Annotated in this window: 15 protein-coding genes; 9 read left to right on the top strand and 6 right to left on the bottom strand. The window is 69.8% G+C overall.

Annotated elements, in window-relative coordinates:
- Positions 1-101: 101 nt before the first annotated feature.
- The 3 genes from ACFWR9_RS35900 to ACFWR9_RS35890 form a co-directional block, all read right to left on the bottom strand.
- Positions 102-725: a DUF3558 family protein gene (locus tag ACFWR9_RS35900; RefSeq protein ID WP_383849921.1), complete on the bottom strand. Its 624-nt coding sequence runs from the start codon at positions 723-725 to the stop codon at positions 102-104.
- Positions 726-792: 67 nt separating this feature from the next.
- Positions 793-1,140: a hypothetical protein gene (locus ACFWR9_RS35895; protein WP_383849918.1), complete on the bottom strand. Its 348-nt coding sequence runs from the start codon at positions 1,138-1,140 to the stop codon at positions 793-795.
- Positions 1,141-1,517: 377 nt separating this feature from the next.
- The gene (locus ACFWR9_RS35890) at positions 1,518-3,065 is read right to left on the bottom strand and encodes an MFS transporter (RefSeq protein ID WP_383849915.1); all 1,548 of its coding nucleotides are present in this window, start codon (positions 3,063-3,065) and stop codon (positions 1,518-1,520) included.
- Between the two features lie 389 nt (positions 3,066-3,454).
- Here ACFWR9_RS35890 and ACFWR9_RS35885 point away from each other — a divergent pair, with 389 nt between their 5' ends.
- Positions 3,455-4,957: a multicopper oxidase family protein gene (locus ACFWR9_RS35885; RefSeq protein WP_383849913.1), complete on the top strand. Its 1,503-nt coding sequence runs from the start codon at positions 3,455-3,457 to the stop codon at positions 4,955-4,957.
- A 39-nt stretch (positions 4,958-4,996) separates the two neighbouring features.
- Here ACFWR9_RS35885 and ACFWR9_RS35880 read toward each other — a convergent pair whose 3' ends face one another.
- The 3 genes from ACFWR9_RS35880 to ACFWR9_RS35870 all read right to left on the bottom strand — a co-directional run bounded on the left by ACFWR9_RS35880 (position 4,997) and on the right by ACFWR9_RS35870 (position 7,073).
- Complete coding sequence (locus ACFWR9_RS35880) at positions 4,997-5,536, bottom strand: MMPL family transporter (protein ID WP_383849911.1); 540 nt, start codon at positions 5,534-5,536, stop codon at positions 4,997-4,999.
- Between the two features lie 375 nt (positions 5,537-5,911).
- Positions 5,912-6,544, bottom strand: a complete 633-nt coding sequence (locus ACFWR9_RS35875; protein ID WP_383849975.1) for an MMPL family transporter — start codon at positions 6,542-6,544, stop codon at positions 5,912-5,914.
- Positions 6,545-6,608: 64 nt separating this feature from the next.
- Positions 6,609-7,073: a hypothetical protein gene (locus tag ACFWR9_RS35870; RefSeq protein WP_383849983.1), complete on the bottom strand. Its 465-nt coding sequence runs from the start codon at positions 7,071-7,073 to the stop codon at positions 6,609-6,611.
- 202 nt (positions 7,074-7,275) lie between these two features.
- Here ACFWR9_RS35870 and ACFWR9_RS35865 point away from each other — a divergent pair, with 202 nt between their 5' ends.
- From ACFWR9_RS35865 to ACFWR9_RS35830, 8 genes are all read left to right on the top strand, one after another.
- A complete protein-coding gene (locus ACFWR9_RS35865) occupies positions 7,276-8,001 on the top strand; it encodes a FadR/GntR family transcriptional regulator (protein ID WP_383849908.1) in 726 nt (241 codons plus the stop codon).
- A complete protein-coding gene (locus ACFWR9_RS35860; protein ID WP_383849905.1) occupies positions 7,998-8,846 on the top strand; it encodes a sterol desaturase family protein in 849 nt (282 codons plus the stop codon). The genes ACFWR9_RS35865 and ACFWR9_RS35860 overlap by 4 nt, the downstream gene beginning before the upstream one ends.
- Before the next feature lie 250 nt (positions 8,847-9,096).
- Positions 9,097-10,167: a glycoside hydrolase family 43 protein gene (locus ACFWR9_RS35855; protein ID WP_383849902.1), complete on the top strand. Its 1,071-nt coding sequence runs from the start codon at positions 9,097-9,099 to the stop codon at positions 10,165-10,167.
- 201 nt (positions 10,168-10,368) lie between these two features.
- Positions 10,369-11,388, top strand: a complete 1,020-nt coding sequence (locus ACFWR9_RS35850; protein ID WP_383849900.1) for a LacI family DNA-binding transcriptional regulator — start codon at positions 10,369-10,371, stop codon at positions 11,386-11,388.
- 347 nt (positions 11,389-11,735) lie between these two features.
- Positions 11,736-12,833 (top strand): ABC transporter substrate-binding protein, encoded by a 1,098-nt coding sequence (locus ACFWR9_RS35845; RefSeq protein ID WP_383849897.1) that lies wholly within the window; start codon positions 11,736-11,738, stop codon positions 12,831-12,833.
- A 67-nt stretch (positions 12,834-12,900) separates the two neighbouring features.
- A complete protein-coding gene (locus ACFWR9_RS35840) occupies positions 12,901-14,460 on the top strand; it encodes a sugar ABC transporter ATP-binding protein (protein ID WP_383849894.1) in 1,560 nt (519 codons plus the stop codon).
- Entirely contained in the window at positions 14,453-15,415 is a 963-nt protein-coding gene (locus ACFWR9_RS35835; RefSeq protein WP_383849892.1) for an ABC transporter permease, read from the top strand. The genes ACFWR9_RS35840 and ACFWR9_RS35835 overlap by 8 nt, the downstream gene beginning before the upstream one ends.
- Positions 15,412-16,485 carry an ABC transporter permease gene (locus tag ACFWR9_RS35830; RefSeq protein ID WP_383849889.1) on the top strand — a complete coding sequence of 358 codons (1,074 nt, stop codon included), beginning with the start codon at positions 15,412-15,414 and terminating at the stop codon, positions 16,483-16,485. The genes ACFWR9_RS35835 and ACFWR9_RS35830 overlap by 4 nt, the downstream gene beginning before the upstream one ends.
- Positions 16,486-16,505 lie beyond the last annotated feature (20 nt).

The raw sequence follows: 16,505 nt of genomic DNA, 5'->3' as shown, positions 1-16,505 counted from the left end.
TCAAGTGAGCCCTGCTGACCCAGCAGACTGCGAGGGTCTGCCGGGGGAGGGGCAGGACTCTGGGGGTGTTGTGGGATGGTCCGTCCGCGTGGGCACCCGCTTCACCGGAGGTGGGTCAGGGCTGCGGCGGCGACGGACGCTCCGGCGGGGCAGGTGCCGTCCTGCGACACTCCGCGTTCCGGAATGGTCGTGGTGCCGACCAGGTGATCGACGTCGTCGACTGCGACGAAGATGAAGCAGATGCGCTGGAACTCGGCCTGGATGGCGTTGTGCTGTCCCACCGGTACCTGCGAGACGCGTCCGTTCTTGGTCATGGTCCGGGCGTAGGACAGGGGGAGATCCACTGCGAGGCTGACGCTCTGGCCCGCAATCTTCCACATGCACGAGACGCCGTGCCTGCCGGCTTCCTGCTTTCCCCGGCCTTTGATTCCGAGGGCGGCGAGGTCGCGTGCGTCGAGTGCTTGGCACGGACGTGACGCCAACTCCTTCTGGGTGTACTTGCGAGGTACGGAGGCGGAGGCGGCTGCGGAGGGCGAGGACGTGGGGGCAGGGGTTTGCGACGCGGTGGGGGAGGAGACCGGCGGGGTCGATGACCGTGTACCTGCCTGCCCGCTCGTCGAGCACCCGGCGCCGAGCAAGCCCACCGCGACAACGAACGCGAGTCCGGCGAGCTTTCGGGAGCCCCGGCTCCGGGGATACTGCTGCTCAGAATCAAGTCGCGGCATTCGGCCGCCCCCTTCGGGTCATGGTGGCCGGCTCAGATTCGATTTCAAGCGCCGGGTCAGCGCCGGGTCAGAACACGCCGATGCTGCCCTCCAGGCTCAGCCACGACAGGGACGCAACGCTGCTCAGCGTTGGGCACAGCTCACGCAGCTTGTCCGGACTGGTCTTCGGGGGCTTCGGGCTCATCCCGTAGCAGCCGGCTTTCCGAAGAATGTTCACCGTCCGCGTCACCTGGCCCGCGGACTTCTTGGGGCCGGCGTACTCGCTGCCGGGGAAGTGCTTCTGAATGTGCCGGGTCATCGCGTTGGCGACTTCGCCGGCCGCGGTGAGGTCCTTTCCACACTCGGCGTCGTCCCAGGGGACACCGGTGCACGCGGGCGTTCCGATGAGGCCGTAGACGGTCTGATAGACCGGCATGATCTCCGGCGGTGTCGCGGGATCGTCCGAGGCTCCGGCACCCGACGGCGACTGCGAGGGAGGGAGGGTCGACGAAGGCGAGGGTGAGGCGTTGACGGAGGAAGAGGCCCGAGGCGATGTACGGCCGTCGTCCGCCTGCCCGCTCCCGCTCCCGCTTCCGCCCCCGCAGGCGGTCAGTGTCAGGACTGCCGTGAGGGCGGCGGTCGAGGTGCTGGCAGCATGCCGGTGCTTGATCATCGGTTCCCTGTTTGGTTGCGTCGGAGCGACAGGGCGCGGCCCGTACGGTCGCCGGGGTAGTCGCGTCCCAAACTCAAGCGACTGGCGAGTTGTTCAGCCACGGGAACCGCAGGACTGAACAACGCCCCTCCCCGGATCCGTCATGGTTCGCCCGCGCTGCCGTTGCCCTTCAGACGTTCCAGGTCCGAGCCGCGGACCTGGATGACGAACAGCGCGATGACGGCGGCCAGCCCGGCCATCACGGCGGCTACGACGAACGCCGCGCTCACGCCCGCGGTAAGCACCTGGTCGCCCCAGTTTCCCGGCAACTCCCCGGTGCGTTGCGCCTGCGCCCGCTCCTGCGGCGTCGCTTCGGCGAGGAACCTGGGCAGCAACGACTCGGCTTCGTTACGGCTGGCGGTGCCGAAGGTGGTCACCAGAATGGACAGGCCGAGCGAACCGCCGATCTGCTGGGTCGCGTTGAGCACGCCGGACGCCGCCCCCGACTCGCGTTCCGCGACCCCGGCGACCGCCATCAGTGTGAGGGACACGAATTCCATGCCCATGCCGAGGCCGAACACCAGCATCGGCCCCAGCACACTCCCCGCGTAGGTGCTGTTGATGTCCGTCAGCGTCAGCCACGACAGGCCCGCCGCCGCGAGTAGTCCGCCGAGCACCATGAACGGCTTGGGGCCCGTTCTCGGCAGCAGCTGCGACGCCAGGCCGGCGCCGACCGCGATCACGGCGCTCACCGGGAGGATGGCGAGCCCGGCCTCCAGCGGCCCGAACCCCAGCACGTTCTGCAGGTACAGCGTGAGAAAGAAGAACATGCCGAAGATGGCCGCAGACAGGCTGAGCATCATCGCGTACGTGCCGGCCCGATTGCGGTCGCGGAACATCCGCAGCGGTGTGATCGGCTGCCGGGACCGCCTTTCCACCAGCAGAAACGCGGCCAGCAGTACCACGGCGGCCGCGAAGGCGACGAGGGTGACCGCGTCCCGCCAGCCGTCCTCGGACGCCCGGATGAAGCCGTACACCAGTGAGACCATGCCGAGTGTCGAGGTCAGCGCGCCGGTGACGTCGAAACGGCCCGGCCGGCGCTGCGACTCACGGATGTACCGTGGCGTCGCCAGCGCGATGAGCAGGCCTATCGGCACGTTCACGAAGAAGATCCAGCGCCAGTCGAGCCACTCGACCAGGACCCCGCCCGCGAGCAGCCCCACCGCGCCGCCGCCCGCCGACACCGCGGCGAACACACCGAACGCCCGATTGCGTTCGGGCCCCTCGGTGAACGTCGTCGCGATCAGCGCCAACGCCGTCGGGGAGGCGATGGCGCCGCCCATGCCCTGGACCGATCGGGCCACCAGTAACTCCCACGGGTTCTGCGCCAGCCCGCACAGCAGCGATGCTCCGACGAACAGCAGCACTCCGATGACGAACATCCGCCGTCGGCCCAGGATGTCCCCGGACCGGCCGCCGAGCAGCAACAGCCCGCCGAAGGTGAGGGTGTACGCGTTGATCACCCACGACAGCCCTTCGGTGGAGAAACCGAGGGAGCTCTGGATCTGGGGGAGCGCGATGTTCACGATGGTGATGTCCAGGACCACCATCAGCTGACACGAGGCGATGACCAGCAGTGCTACGCCTTTGCCGCGCTTTCGTCGCGGCTGGGTGATCGAATCGGCCGGGGCAGGCTGAGGGTTCGACATGTGCGTTCCCTATGGCGAGGGCCTGAGGGCGGGCTGCACGAGCCCCACGACGACCGTAAGCCCACACCTCGGGCTGCACCAATCGGGTGAGTATCGAGGGGGCGGAGCGTGGGCGGGGGCGGGACGAGCCGAGCCGGGTCGTGGGCAAGGCCGCACGTCTGCGACGGACAACCAGCTACCGGGTACCAGCTATACAACGTGCACGCAAATCGTACGGATGCGGTACGGCGCCGCCCCCGTGTTCGTTCGATTGTGACCGCGGCTCGCGCCCCGCGACTCTCGCCCCGCGAACCGAGCGGGGACCCTGACAGCCGTATCAGGGAGGAGTGAGGGACGGCCCCGGGCCGTCCCTGATGCCTGGGCCATGAGGCGGCAAGGAGTCTGGGAACATGTCCCGGACCAAACGTCTACTCATCATCTGCGGCTCCGTCCTCACGGTCCTCTCCCTCCTCGTGGGCGGAGCGTTCCTCTGGCTGTGGACCAGCGCCGAAGTACACACCCTCGGCGAGGAACCGTTCGACAACGCACTCGCGATACCGCCCCTCGCCGAATCCCGCGTCGACAAGGACGGCACGCGCGTGTTCGATCTGCGGATGCAGGCGGGACAGAAGGAGTTCAGGGAGGGACGAAAGACCCGCACCTGGGGCTTCAACGGCGACTACCTCGGCCCGACGCTCCGCGCCGAGCGGGGCGAGAAGGTGCGCGTTCGAGTCCGGAACGACCTGAACGAACCCTCCACCGTGCACTGGCACGGGATGCACCTGCCCGCGAAGGCGGACGGCGGCCCGCACCAGATGGTGGCCGCCGGCGCCACCTGGGCCCCGCAGTGGACGATCGACCAGCCGGCGGCGTCCCTCTGGTACCACCCGCATCCTCACGGAGCGACCGAGAAGCACGTCCAGCGTGGCCTGGCGGGCATGTTCATCCTCGACGACGACGCGTCCGAACGGCTGGCACTGCCCAAGCGCTACGGAATCGACGACCTTCCGCTGATCGTGCAGGACGTCAAGTTCGACGGCGCCGACTTCGACCACGGCCGCGGCATGATGCAGGAAGCCGGCTTCCTCGGCGAGCGCACCATGGTCAACGGCACCCTGAGCCCCTACCGAGAGATCAACGACGAACGCGTACGCCTGCGCCTCCTGAACGCCTCGACGGCCCGCACCTACAACTTCGGATTCTCCGACGACCGGACGTTCGACCTCATAGGTACCGACGGCGGGCTGCTGGAGCGGCCGTCCTCCCTGAAGCGGATCCAACTGTCGCCCGGCGAGCGGGCGGAGACCGTCGTGACGATGCGGCCCGGAGAGCGGACCGTGCTGCGCAGCTTCCCCCAGGACAACTACGGGGACGCCTGGCAGGAGCGGTTCAACGGCGGTGACGACTCCTTCGACGTGCTCCAGCTGAGGGCGGCCGAGAGACTGCGGCCGTCCCCCGAACTCCCGGCCGAACTGGGCGAGCTGGAGCTTCCGGACGGCAGCGAGGCGGTGCGAGGCCGGCATTTCGACCTCAAGCGTTCTGGGATCAACGGCCGTGCCATGGCCATGGACCGGGTGGACGAGACCGTCACGAGAGGAACGACCGAGACCTGGACCGTCCGCAACACCAACGGCATGCCGCACAACTTCCATGTCCACGACGTTCAGTTCCGCGTTCTGGAAGTCAACGGCAAGACACCGCCGGTCGAGCTGAGAGGCCCCAAGGACACGGTGTTCGTGCCGAACGGCACGACGATGAAACTGGCAATGCGTTTCGAAGGGCCGGCCGACCCGGACACCCCGTACATGTACCACTGCCACCTGCTGTACCACGAGGACCAGGGCATGATGGGCCAGTTCGTGGTCGTAGAGAAGGGACAGCAGGCCGGCCGCCCCGGCGGACATCAGCACTGACTCCCGCCCCGGGCAGTGACCGAGCTGAACCGGCCTGTCTCATCGCGGTCGGTCGCCTACCCCGCGGCCGGCCGTCCAAGGGCCGGGCAGCCACCAGTTCGCCCGGCCGAGCGCTGCCACCAACGCGGGGGCCAGGACACCGCGGACGATCGTCGCGTCGATGACGATCCCGAGAGCGAGCGCCGTGGCGAGGATCTTGACGTCCGTGGCCGGGACGCGGGAGAGCGAGATGAACGCCAGGAACAGGATGATGGCCGCGCAGGTGATGAGACGGCCGGTGCGGGCCCCGCCGTCGATGGTGGCCCGGTCGGTGGAGCCCGTGCGCAGGTACTCCTCACGGATCCTGGAGAGCAGAAACACCTCGTAGTCCATCGACAGTCCGAACAGGAAAGAAAACACGGCGATCGGCACCCAGGTCGTGATGGCGTCGGAGGCGCTCTGGTCGAAGAGCAGCTCGGTGCCGTACCCCTCCTGCCAGATGAGCACGGTGACCCCGTACGCGGCGGCGAGGGAGATGACGTTCAGCAGCAGTGCCTTGAGCGGGAGCACCACCGACCGCAGCGCGCGGACCAGCAGCACGAATGTTCACCAGGACGATGATGCCGCCGATCCACCACGCGTTGCCGTACACGGCGTCGACGAAGTCGGCGTCCTGCGCGGGCAGTCCGCCGACCCGCTGGCCGGCCTCCTCGGCGGCGGTACGGATCCGCTCCGCGGTCGCCGAGCCGCCGGACGTGGCGGGATCCTCGGCCGTCCACACCTCGACGACCGTCCAGTCACCGCGCCGCCACTGCTCCGCGCTAGCGGTGCCGGCCACACCGGGCAGGTCCGCCACGGCGGTCAGCGCCACGTCCGGATCGGCCGTGAGCACCTCCACCGGCTGGGTGAGCCCCTTGCCGAGACCCGCGTCCTGGACCCGCTGGAGGGCCTCTGCCGATGGGCCGCCGGCGCTGATCACCGAGTCGTTGCTCGGTGCGCCCAGCCGCAGACCGAGCACCGGCGCGGCGAGCGCGAGCAGGACGACGAGCTGACCGTGGCGGAGAACCAGCGGTGCCGCACCACGGTCGTCGCGATCCGCCGCCACAGCTTGCTGTCCGGTTCGGTCCGGCGCCGGTGCGGCCAGTCCAGCCGGCCGCCGGCGACCATCAGCAGCGCCGGCAGCAGCGTGAGCGCGGTGACCACACTGACCAGCGGGATCAGCAGACCCGTGAAGCCCACGCTGCGCAGGAAGGGAACCGGCAGCGCGATCAGGGCGGCCAGACTGATCGCCACGGTCAGCCCGGAGAAGAGCACCGCGCGCCCCGCGGTGGCCATCGACCGCACGATCGCCTCCTCCGCACCGGCGCCGCGGCCACGCTCCTCCCGCCAGCGGGTGACGATCAGCAGCGCGTAGTCGATCGCCACACCCAGCCCGATCAGCGCCAGCAGATACTGCACGATGAACGAGATCTCGGTCAGCGCCGTCAGCCACCACATGATCAGGAACGTCGCGAGGATCGAGACCGCCGCGACGACCAGCGGCGTGACGGCGAGCACCGAGCCGAAGACCAGCACCAGCACGATCAGCGCACCCACACCACCGAACAGGGTCTCGCCGAGAACCCCTGAATCACCGCCCCCGCCGCCCTCGGCGAGCGCCGCCCCGTCACCGTCACCTCGGTCCCCGAAACGCGGGCCGCCCGCTCGGCCGCGCCCTCCAGAGCGGGCAGCACGTGCCCGTACGGCCCGGCCGCGCCGGGCAGCGGACGCGGATACACCAGCACCACCCGGTACGCCCGTCCCGTGCCAGCAGGTCCGGCGCCTGCTCCCACGTGACCAGCCGGCCGCCGGGCCGGGTCCGTTCCACGGCGGCGGCGACCTCACGGGCCTGCACGGCGCCCAGCGTTCCCCGCTCCGTGGTGACGGCCAGCAGCACCGGAGCGTTCTCACCGCCCGACTCGAAACGCCTGGCGATCTCCTGATTGGCCTCATAGCCCGGGCGCCCGGGCAGCCCGAAGTCGTCACTGAGCGCGTCCGTGGCCCGTGGAGCGGCGAAAGCCCCGGCGAGGGCGAGCACGATCCAGGCGATCACGGTCCACCAGCGGTGGCGCGCGACGAATCGGGCCAAGGCGGTCATCAGGTCTCCTCGCACATACGCTGGCCGGCTCACCTGCCTCTCAGGGAACACCCCCTGACGCGACACCAGGACCGGACACGCGGCGCGCGACGGGAGCCAAACCCGACCCGGCGTCTGAGCGCGCAAGGTGTTTCAGAACCCGCCCGGTCCACTCTGGTCCAACCAGTTGACCAGATGCCGCGCACGGTTCAGGCTCTGGGCCATGACAGAGCAGCCGATCCGGCGTGAGGCGGTCTCCGACCAGTTGTTCACGCTGCTGAGAGACCGAATCCTGAGCGGGAAGCTCGCCGCCGGCGCGCCCATGACCGCCGAACGGGACCTGGCCACCGAGTTCGGAGTGAACCGGCACGCCGTACGGGAGGCGGTCAAGCGCCTGCAGCAGGCGCGGCTCGTCGAGGTGAGCCACGGCGGACGCACCAGGGTCCTGGACTGGCGGCGCACCGCCGGACTCGACCTCGCCGTGCAGCTCGCCCGCGCGACCGGGTCCCCCACGTACGACCTGCGGCGGGACGTCCTGGAGATGCGGGCCTCCCTCGGTGCGGACGCCGCCCGGCTGTGCGCGGCCCGATGCTCGCGCGAGACCGCCGTCGACATCGTCAGCGCCGCGGCCGGATACATCGGCTGCGGACCCGACCTCGCCGAACTGGGCGCCGCGGACGTCGCGTGGTGGCGGCTGATCGTGGAGGGCTCCGGAAACCTCGCCTACCTCCTCGCTTTCAACACCCTCGTCGACGGCTCCCTCACCGCCGGTGAGGTGCCGATGGAACTGCGCGCGGCCGAACTGCTGGACATCGAGGGCCACGTGAGGCTCGCCGCGCTCATCGGGACGCGCGACGAGCGGGGCGCGGAGGCCGCGGCACGCGCCCTGCTCGCCCGCAGTGTGCCCACCGCACCCGTCGCCCCGGAGCACGAAGGAGGACCGGTGTGATACCCGCCGTCGTCTACGCGATACCCGCCTTCCTGCTGCTGGTCGCCGTGGAGGCGCTGTCGTACCGCTTCCTGCCGGACGACGACGAACGGGGCTACGAGACCCGCGACACCGTCACCAGCATGTCGATGGGCGCGGGCAGCCAGGTCGTCGGCCTCCCGTGGAAGGCGGTCGCGATCCTCGCGTACGCCGGGCTCTACACCCTGGCGCCCTGGCAGCTTTCCCCCGGCTCCGCCTGGACCTGGGTGCTGCTGTTCTTCGCGGACGACCTCGCCTACTACGCCTTCCACCGCGCGCACCACCGGATCCGGGTGCTGTGGGCGAGCCATGTCGTCCACCACTCCAGCATGCGCTTCAACCTCTCCACCGCCCTGCGGCAGAGCTGGACACCCATGACCACGCTGCCGTTCTGGCTCCCGCTCGCCCTGCTCGGCGTACCTCCGTGGATGATCCTGCTCCAGCAGTCCATCAGTCTCGTCTACCAGTTCTTCCTGCACACCGAACGGGTGGACAGGCTCTGGCGCCCGATCGAGTTCCTCTTCAACACCCCTTCGCACCACCGCGTTCACCACGGCTCGAACAACGCCTACCTGGACCGGAACTACGGCGGCATCCTGATCGTCTGGGACCGGCTCTTCGGCACGTTCGAGCCCGAGGGCGAGCGGGTGGTCTACGGCCTGACGAAGAACATCGACACCTACAACCCGCTGCGCGTCGCCTTCCACGAGTACGCGGCCACCTGGCGCGACGTGCGGTCCGCCACCCGCTGGCGAGACCGCGCGGGTCACGTCTTCGGCCCGCCCGGCTGGACGCCGAAGGAAGTACGCCGACATGGCGCGGCGTAAGACGTGTTGACATGCCCAACGCCGGTCGCGATCCTGTGACAGTCGACTTCCATCGATGTAAATCCCTCGATGTAAATCCCTCGATGTGAACCCGTCGATGTACCTCCCGGCTGCACGGACAACCCGCTCGACGGTCACGGGTCGCCCCCCACCGACTCCTCCGACCCGTTGTTGACCGGATGCCCCCGCCCGCCACGCCACGCCACGCCCGGGCCGGCGTCGAACCGGAGACCGACCAGGGAACGGGACCATGAAACCTTCTCGCCTGCTGCACGCCGCGGTCGCCTGCGGACTTTCCGGCATCCTCGCGGCCGCGCTGTCCCTGGTGTCCGCGCAGCCCGCCACCGCGGACCAGACCGGCCTGCGCGCCGCAGACCCGAGCGTCCTGCGCGTCGGCAGCACCTACGTCTCCGTGCAGTCTGCGGGCGGCGGCCTCGTCGTGCGCCAGGCCCCGTCGACGGCGGCTCTGGCCTCGGCGCCCGCCCGCCAGGTCTGGTCGGACACCCAGAACCGCGGGGAGGTGTGGGCCCCCGAGATCGTGCGGGACGGCGGCCGCTACTACATCTACTTCGCGGCCGGCCGCGGCGCCGCCCACCGGATGTACGTCATCAGCTCCGCCGCCCCGGACAGCGGGTACACCGCCGAGTCGAAGCTGGCGCTGCCGGACGACAAGTGGGCCATCGACGGCACCCTGTTCACGTTCAACGGGCAGCGGTGGTTCGTGTGGTCCGGCTGGGCGGGCGACACCAACGTCGAGCAGAACCTGTACATCGCGCGGATGAGCAGCCCCACCACACCGACCGGCGCGCGCCACGTCATCTCGCAGCCGCGGGAGAGCTGGGAGCGGGTGGTCGGCAACCCGTACATCAACGAGGGGCCCGAGCCCATCAAGGACCCCGACGGGCAGCTGCACATCGCGTACTCCGCCAACGGCAGCTGGAGCGACCAGTACTGCCTGGCCGACCTGAGGCTGCGGGCCGGCGGTGATCCCACTTACGTCTGGGACTGGTACAAGTCCAACGGCTGCCTCTTCGGCTCGAACCGCGCCACCATGATGTCGGGCTGGGACCCGACGCTGCACGTCAACGGGCCCGGTCACCACACCTTCGTCCTGCTCGACGGCGACATCGACACGAGCCCGCCCGCCGGCCCGCGGTTCCCCCTGATGTTCCACGCGGTACCGAAAGGCACGCCGTACTCCTGGGAGAACCGGTACTGGTACACCGGCACCTTCGCCTGGTGGGGGAACACCACGTACAGCCGCGCCAACGTCCCCGGCCCCGACAACGACACCGGCTGGAGCCTCAAGTTCTTCGAGTAGGACGCCCGTGCGGCCCGCCTCCCGGCGGTGTGTGCGACCATCCCGGATAGTCCGGTGCCGGTCGGTCACCATGCTTGTCAGCGCTGGGAGACGAGCTGTATAACGTTGTAAACTCGTGCCCAGGGGCTTGGAGTCCGGCTCACCGTGGGGACACCCGCCCCGCACCGAACACCGAGTGGGGACGCTTCGGAGGGATTCGACGTGCGGGTCAGCCTCAAGGACGTCGCCGCGCACGCGGGGGTCTCCGTCAAGACCGTCTCCAACGTGGTGAACGACTATCCCTACGTCACCGCCACCATGCGAGAGCGCGTCCAACGCTCCATCGACGAGCTGGGGTACCGGCCGAACCTGACCGCACGCCACCTGCGCAAGGGTCGTACCGGCATCATCGCGCTCGCCCTGCCCGAGCTGGGGAACCCCTACTTCGCCGAACTGGCCGCCGCCGTCATCGACGCCGCCGCCGCGCACGACTACACCGTGCTCCTCGACCACACCGGCGGGCTGCGAGAGCAGGAGATCCTGGTCAGCCAGGGATTCAGGGCGCGGGTGATCGACGGTCTCATCCTCAGCCCCATCGAACTGGAGACGGAAGACCTGCGCGACCGCACGGAGAACGTGCCGCTGGTGCTGCTCGGTGAACGGGACTACGACCTGCCCTACGACCACATCGCCATCGACAACGTGGCGGCGGCCCGCACCGCGGTGCGCCACCTGATCGGACTCGGCCGCCGGGAGGTGGCGTTCATCGGTGACCGGCGCGGTCGCAGCGAACCCGCCAACCTGCGCGTGCGCGGCTGGCGCGAGGAACTGGCCGCCGCCGGGCTCCCGGCCGACGACGGACTCGTCGCCGCCACCGACGGCTGGGGACACGCGGACGGCGCGGCGGCCATGGCCCGGATCCTGGAGGCCGGACGGCGGCCCGACGCGGTCTTCGCCTACAACGACCTCGTGGCCATCGGGGCGATGCGCGTCCTGCACGCGCGAGGGCTGCGGGTGCCCGAGGACATCGCGGTCGTCGGATTCGACGACGTCGTCGAAGGGCGGTTCGGCGCGGTGACGCTCACTTCCGTGTCGCCGGACAAGGAGGCCATCGGCCGGCTGGCGGTGGAGTCGGTGCTGGCCCGGCTCGGTGGTCGACCCGCCGAGCCCCGCCGCTTCTGGGCGGACCACCGGCTCGTGGAGCGGGAGAGCACGCTGGGGCGCGGCGCCGAGAGCGTCTGACACGCGCGCCGACCAAACCGGGGGTGGGTCATGTGACGTAGGCGTTGGGCCGAGTTGACATCGTTGTCACACGGTTGGACGACTCAGTCTTGGCGGAACGCAGGCCACAAGTCAAGAGGTCGCCGCGTGTTCGCCGTGGTTCGGTGAACGGGACCGCGTGAAACGCGAGTTCGACCCGCACGCTCTGATCGCAGGTCGCGCACGGGGGGTTTACAGCATCCTTGCAACGATGTAAAACCTCTGTGCGGCGGACTGGAGAAGGTCTTCCGCCGGGGGAGAAGCAGTCAGTCGTCGCTCGTAGTCCGGCTCCCCAATTCCCTTTCAGCGCCACCCGGATCGGGGTCACCATGCAGCGCACCACTCACCGTCCACACCTCCTCGCCCGCCCCGTGGTCGTGGCCCTGGCCGCCGCAGTGGCCCTGACCGCGACCGCCTGTGCGAAGTCGGAGGACGACGCGTCGGGCAAGAAGCAGTCCGGGTCGTCCGCGGCCGGCGCCGAGCAGAAGGCCGTCACGCCGAAGCCGGGCAGCAAGACCTGCACCATCGACGCGTACGGCGCGGAGAAGCTGGACCTGAAGGGTGCGACCGTGGGCTTCTCCCAGTCGGAGAAGGAGGCGAACCCGTTCCGCATCGCCGAGACCCAGTCCATCAAGGACGAGGCGGAGAAGCGGGGCGTCAAGCTGCTCACCGCCAACGCCCAGTCGCAGTTCTCCAAGCAGATCACCGACGTGCAGGACCTGCTCGCCAAGGGCGCCGACCTGCTGGTCATCGCACCGCTCAACTCCGACGGCTGGGACCCGGTGCTGCAGGCCGCCGCCGCGAAGAAGGTCCCGATCATCACGATCGACCGCAAGATCAACGCCGAGGCGTGCAAGGACTACGTCTCCTTCATCGCCTCGGACTTCGTCGAGCAGGGACGTCGCGCCGCCGACCAGATGATCGAGGCGACGGGCGGCAAGGGCGAGGTCGCCATCCTCCTCGGGGCGGCCGGGAACAACGTCACCACCGAGCGCACCAAGGGCTTCAAGGACCGCGTGGCCGAGAAGGCCCCCGGCCTGAAGGTGGTCTTCGAGCAGACCGGTGACTTCGCCCGGGAGAAGGGCCAGCAGGTCACGGAGCAGCTCATCCAGTCGAACCCCGGCATCAAGGGCATCTACGCGGAGAACGACGAGATGGGCCTGGGCGCGGTGGCCGCGCTCAAGGGAGCCGGCAAGAAGGCGGGCGACGTCGAGATCATCACCGTCGACGGCACGCGCAACGCCGTCCAGGGCATCGTCGACGGCTGGATCAGCGGGGTCATCGAGTCCAACCCGCGTTTCGGACCGCTGGCCTTCCAGACCCTCGACACCTTCACCAAGGGCGAGGCGGTGCCCCAGGACATCGTCATCGAGGACGGCGCGTACAACGCGGACAACGCCAAGCAGGACATCGGCAAGGCCTACTGACCCTCCACGGGGCCCGGGACACCCGGGCCCCGTCGTCCTGCCCTCACCCCACTTCCTGGAGGCACAGGTGGCACCCCCCGCCGAAGTCCTCGCCGTCCGCGGACTGAGCAAGACCTTCCCCGGCGTCCGCGCCCTGGACGACGTGGACCTGACCGTGCACGCCGGCGAGGTCCACGCCCTGATCGGCGAGAACGGCGCCGGAAAGTCGACCCTCATCAAGCTGCTCACCGGCGTCTACCGGCCGGACGCCGGCCGGATCACCTTCCAGGGCCGGGAGGTCTCCTTCGAGACGCCGCTGGAGGCGCAGAAGGCCGGTATCTCGACCATCTACCAAGAGGTCAACCTCATCCCGCTGCTGAGCGTGGCCCGCAACCTCTTCCTCGGCCGCGAGCCCCGCACTCGCCTCGGCCTGCTGGACTTCGCCCGCATGAACCGCGAGGCCGACGAGATCCTGCGCACCTACGGCGTCCGGGTCGATGTCCGCCAGTCGCTGCGCACCCTCGGTGTCGGCGCCCAGCAGATGGTGGCCCTGGCCCGCGCGGTGGCCACCGACGCGCGCGTCGTCATCATGGACGAACCGACCTCCTCCCTCGAACCGCGGGAGGTCGAGACCCTGTTCTCGGTCATCCGCCGCCTGCGCGACCAGGGCATCGCCGTCGTCTACGTCAGCCACCGCCTGGACGAGCTGTACGCCGTGTGCAGCAAGGTCACCGTGCTGCGCGACGGCCACCGCGTCCACCACGGCGACCTGGCCGACCTGGACCGTATCGACCTGGTGTCGACCATGCTCGGCCGGGAACTGGGGGAGGTGCGCGCGGAGGGACAGACCAAGTTCTCGGGCGACCACCTGATCGCCGACGACCAACCGCTGCTGTCGGCACGGGAGTTGTCGGCCCGGCACAAGCTCCACGGCGTCTCCCTCGGCATCCGGCCCGGCGAGGTCGTCGGCCTCGGCGGTCTGCTCGGCTCCGGACGCACCGAGACCGCCAAGGCCATCTCCGGTGCTCTGGCGCTGAGTTCGGGAAACGTCACGGTGGCCGGGGTGCCGCTGCGCGGCGGCTCGACACCCGCCGCCATCCGGGCGGGCATCAGCCTGCTGCCCGAGGACCGCAAGAGCGAGGGCATCGTCCCCGGTCTGTCCGTGCGGGAGAACATCGCGCTCGCCGTCCTGCCCCGGCTCTCCCGCTTCGGCCTGGTCTCCGAGTCCCGCGTCGACGCCGTCGTCGACACCTTTATGAAGCGGCTGCGTATCAAGGCCTCCTCACCCCACCAGAAGGTCGGTGAACTGTCCGGCGGCAACCAGCAGAAGGTGCTCCTCGCCCGCTGGCTGGCGATGAACCCGAAGGTGCTGCTCCTCGACGAACCCACCCGGGGCATCGACGTCGGCGCCAAGGCCGAGGTGCAGAGACTCGTGGACGAACTGGCCGCGGACGGCCTGGGCGTCCTGCTCATCTCCTCCGACCTGGAGGAACTGATCGAAGGGTCCGACCGCGTGGTCGTACTGAAGGACGGTGCGGTCGTCGGCGAACTGACCGGCGCCGACGTCACCGAGGACCAGCTGATGCGCGCCATCGCCGGCGAGGCCCCGCCCCGGGACACGGCCGAGGAGGCGGTCACCCATGGCTGAGGCCACCCTCCGCACCGCCCCACTGGACAAGGCCCGCCTCATGCAGTGGCTGCAGACGTACGGCGTCTACGCCGGCGTGGCACTGCTGCTGATCGTCAACATCGTCATCACCCCGCACTTCCTGTCCGCCGAGAACTTCCGCACCCAGGCCGTCCAGGTCGCCCCGGTCATCATCGTCGCCCTCGGTATGGCCCTGGTCATCGGCACCGAGGGCGTCGACCTGTCCGTCGGCGCGGTGATGGCCCTGGCCGCCTCCGCCACCGCCCTCTACCTCGGATACGGGCTGCTGCCAGCCCTGCTGGTGGTGGCGCTGTTCGCGGCCGGCGTCGGGCTCGCCAACGGAGCGCTGGTCGCCTTCATCGGCGTCCAGCCGATCGTGGCCACCCTGGCGCTCATGGTCGGCGGCCGGGGACTCGCCCTGGTGCTGCTGCCCCAGCTGGAGGACCTGCGCAACCCGGCGCTCGCCTCCCTGGGGTCAGATGGCGTCCTCGGCCTCCCGTACCTGATCCTGATCGCCGCCGGGCTGGCCCTGCTGGTGGCCTTCGTGGTCCGCCGGACCACCTTCGGCCGCCAGCTCCTCGCCATCGGCGACAGCAGGCCCGCCGCCGAACTGGCCGGACTCCCGGTGCGCCGCGTGCTCATCATCGTGTACGTGGCCTGCGCCCTGCTCGCGGCCGTGGCGGGCGTGCTGGCCACGGCCCGGCTCCAGGCCAGCGACCCGACCTCGCTCGGCAACCTGATGGAACTCTCGGCCATCACCGCCGTCGTGGTCGGCGGCACACCCCTGACCGGCGGCCGGGTCAACATCGCCGGCACCGTGGCGGGCGCCGTCCTGATCCAGCTGCTCACCGCCACGCTGATCAAGCACGATCTGCCGCCCTCATGGACCCAGATCGCCCAGGCCATAGTGATCGTGTGCGCCGTCTACGCGGCACGAGGACGGGGGAAGCGATGAGCGCGACGAAGACGGACGCGCCCATGGTCACCGCGAGCAACGAACCGACGGACGCCACCGAGCCGGCCGGCTCCGCGCGTTCCGAGCGGTTGAGCGCCCTGGTCCAGCAGCACGGTGCCCTGGCGGTCCTGGTGATCGTCTCCCTGGTGGCGTCGTTCTCCTTCGACTCCTTCGCCACCGGCGACAACATCACCAACATGGCGACGAGTTCGGCGTTCCTGGCCGTCGTCGCCCTCGGCATGACCTTCGTCATCATCACCGGCGGCATCGACCTGTCCGTCGGCTCCCTGTTCGCCCTCGGCGGCGTCCTCGCGGCCTGGGGATCACGCCACGGCACCCTGGTGGCCCTGCTGCTCCCGCTCGCGGTCTGCGGTCTGATCGGCGTCGTCAACGGACTGCTCGTGGCCCGCTCCCGTCTCGCCCCCTTCATCGTCACCCTGGCCGCCATGCTGGGCGCCCGCGGCCTGATGCTGGCCATCACCGACGAGGGCGCGAACACGTACCTCATCGCCAAGGGTTCCTTCCTCGCCGAACTCGGCCAGGGCAGCACGCTGGGGCTCGGCAACCCGGTGTGGATCACGCTCGCCCTGTTCGCCGCGGGTGCCGTGGTCCTGCGCCGCACTCGGTTCGGCCAGCACGTGTACGCGGTCGGCGGCAACGAGGACGCGGCGGCCCTGATGGGGGCGCCGGTCGTCCGCACCAAGATCCTCGTCTACACCCTGTCCGGGCTGCTGGCCGGCCTGGCCGGCGCCCTGAACGCCGCCTGGCTCGCCTCCGGCGTGACCATCCTCGGCAACGGCATGGAGCTGGACGCCATCTCCGCCGTCGTCATCGGCGGCACCCTGCTCACCGGTGGCCTCGGCTACGTCAGCGGCTCGCTCGTCGGAGTCCTGTTGCTGAAGGTCATCCAGAACGTCATCAACCAGATCGGCTCCCTCGACTCCTCGTACCAACTCGTCGTCAGCGGCGCCTTCCTGGCCCTCGTCGTCATCGCCCAGACCTGGGCGGCGAAGTCGGCGGCGCCGATCTCCCGGCCGTCGCTCCAGACCGCCTGCTGGTTCAGCTGGTAGACGACGACCTGTTTGGGCTC

The organism is Streptomyces sp. NPDC058534 (genome assembly GCF_042717365.1).
Taxonomy (GTDB): domain Bacteria; phylum Actinomycetota; class Actinomycetes; order Streptomycetales; family Streptomycetaceae; genus Streptomyces.
This window is presented reverse-complemented; position numbering and strand designations above follow the sequence as displayed.